General features: G+C 46.9%; 2 protein-coding genes. One reads left to right on the top strand and one right to left on the bottom strand.

Annotation, left to right across the window (positions count from 1 at the left end; all coding sequences use genetic code 11):
* Positions 1-124 precede the first annotated feature (124 nt).
* Positions 125-301 carry a DUF3545 family protein gene (locus CBE68_RS18550; protein WP_087507714.1) on the bottom strand — a complete coding sequence of 59 codons (177 nt, stop codon included), beginning with the start codon at positions 299-301 and terminating at the stop codon, positions 125-127.
* Between the two features lie 349 nt (positions 302-650).
* Here CBE68_RS18550 and pgi point away from each other — a divergent pair, with 349 nt between their 5' ends.
* Positions 651-2,303, top strand: a complete 1,653-nt coding sequence (pgi, locus tag CBE68_RS18545; protein ID WP_087507713.1) for a glucose-6-phosphate isomerase — start codon at positions 651-653, stop codon at positions 2,301-2,303.
* Positions 2,304-2,437 lie beyond the last annotated feature (134 nt).

The raw sequence follows: 2,437 nt of genomic DNA, 5'->3' as shown, positions 1-2,437 counted from the left end.
GAGGACGGCAGTAATAGACATAAAAAAATCCGGCTCCATAAGGGGAAACCGGATTGTCCTATGTTCAGAAGATCGGTCAACCGATCCTTAACTGATCAGCATTGCCGTTTAGCGGGGCTTTTGTTTACAGCTCAAGATCGCCTGAGCCGAAGTCGCCGGCCCAATCGAGTTCTTCGAGTTCTTTCTTTAAGCGGTATTTTTCTTTGAGAGATTCGATTTCGCGCCATTTGCGCTTATTGCGAGTGGTGCGGCCCGGTTTGTCGTATGAGTTGTCTGAGTAACCAAATTCCAATCGTTCCATCGTGCAGTCCCCAAATAATGCTTAAAACTGTAGCGAGGTCACTATCAAGTGACAAAGCCGTGATATCACAGCAGGATGAAAATTAAACGACAATTGTTGCGATTATGTGACAACGCTCATTCGCAGTTAAAAGGGGTGAGATCAAGGACTAAATTTAATAATATGCGACCCTCTCTGCTATCTTTTCCCTGCAGCATTGCAAGGGAGCAATGGTTGCCGGAAAGAAAAATCAGTTTTTTAAAGGGCATACCGTCACTTTCTATCTATAACTATTTGGTGTGTGCAGGTCCAACGGCTTGCTCAATCGGTGTGTCTTGCTAGCTCAGAAGCTCTAATTAGAGGAGAACCCATGCTTAAGTCAATCAATCCAAGTCAAACTCAGGCTTGGTCAGAACTCGGCCAACATGCCGAAGCCATGAGAGCCACCACCATTAAAGACTTGTTCGATGGCGATGCTGACCGCTTCAACAAATACTCGTTGCAGTTTCAAGATATTCTGTTCGACTATTCGAAAAACCTGATTAATGACGAAACCTTAAGCAAGCTTTTGGCTTTGGCTGAGCAAACTGAACTGAAGCAAGCGATTGCTGCTATGTTTGCTGGCGACAAAATCAACGCCACTGAAAATCGTGCGGTTCTGCATACTGCCTTGCGTAACCGTAGCAACAGTGAGGTATTGGTCGATGGCGAAAATGTTATGCCTCTGGTCAATGCCGAACTAGCAAAAATGAAAGCCTTCTGTGAAAAAGTTCACTCAGGCGCATGGACTGGCTACACCGGCAAGGCGATTACCGATGTGGTAAACATTGGTATCGGCGGCTCAGACTTGGGTCCTGTGATGGTCACTGAGTCACTCAAATCAAACTGGGATAAAGGCATTACGCCTCACTTTGTGTCTAACGTTGATGGCACTCACATCGTCGAAATCCTCAAGAACGTTGACCCAGAGACAACCTTGTTCTTGATTGCTTCCAAAACGTTCACCACCCAAGAAACCATGACCAACGCCCATAGTGCGCGTGATTGGTTCATCAATGCTGCTGGTGATGAAGCCCATGTTGCCAAGCATTTTGCTGCCTTGTCGACCAACAAAGATGCCGTCGTTGACTTTGGTATTGATGCTGCCAACATGTTCGAATTCTGGGATTGGGTCGGCGGTCGTTACAGCTTGTGGAGCGCCATTGGTTTGTCCATTGCGCTAACCATTGGTTATGACCGTTTTGAAGAAATTTTGCAGGGTGCCCATGAAGTTGATTTGCACTTGCAGCAAGCCGATTTTAGCGAAAACGTGCCGGTATTGATGGCGTTATTGGGTATTTGGTACGGCAACTTCTTTGATGCCGATTCTGAAGCAATTTTGCCGTACGACCAGTACATGCATCGCTTTGCCGCCTACTTCCAGCAAGGCAACATGGAAAGTAATGGTAAATACGTGACACGTGATGGCGATGTGGTGAACTACCAGACTGGCCCAATCATTTGGGGTGAGCCAGGCACCAATGGCCAGCACGCTTTCTACCAGTTGATTCACCAAGGCACCAAACTGATCCCTTGTGACTTCTTGGCTCCGGCCAATAGCAAGAACCCAATTGGCGATCACCACCCGAAATTGCTAGCCAACTTCTTCGCTCAGACAGAGGCATTGGCGTTCGGCAAAAACAAAGAACAAGTTGAAGCCGAGTTTGCTGCGGCTGGCAAATCGGCTGCTGATGTAGCCGACTTGGTACCACACAAGGTATTCGAAGGTAACCGACCAACCAACTCGATTTTGTTTAAAGAAATGACGCCGGCAACTTTGGGTCGTTTGATTGCCCTCTATGAGCACAAAATCTTTGTTCAGGGTGTCATTTGGAATATCTACAGCTTTGATCAATGGGGTGTTGAGCTGGGCAAGCAATTAGCCAGCAAGATTCTGCCAGAGCTGGATGGCGCCGAAGATATCAGCAGCCACGATAGCTCGACCAATGGTTTGATCAATACTTACAAGGCATGGCGTAAGTAGTTTGAGCAAGCAACAAAAGGCCGCCTTAGCCTGTCTCTTATACACAAATCCCCGCTAAGCAATTGGCGGGGATTTTTTTGAACTTTTTCCGTTAACTTCGATCTGATCTCCACACTACTTTTTGGGGAGTATCA

It is taken from the genome of Neiella marina (assembly GCF_002165625.1).
GTDB lineage: Bacteria > Pseudomonadota > Gammaproteobacteria > Enterobacterales > Neiellaceae > Neiella > Neiella marina.
Note: the sequence above shows the minus strand (reverse complement) of the source record. Positions and strands in the feature narration are given on the sequence as shown.

Bases quoted from the DNA above. Each gene is read 5' to 3' on its own strand.
- CBE68_RS18550 (WP_087507714.1), bottom strand. From the start codon at position 301: ATGGAACGATTGGAATTTGGTTACTCAGACAACTCATACGACAAACCG.
- pgi (WP_087507713.1), top strand. From the start codon at position 651: ATGCTTAAGTCAATCAATCCAAGTCAAACTCAGGCTTGGTCAGAACTC.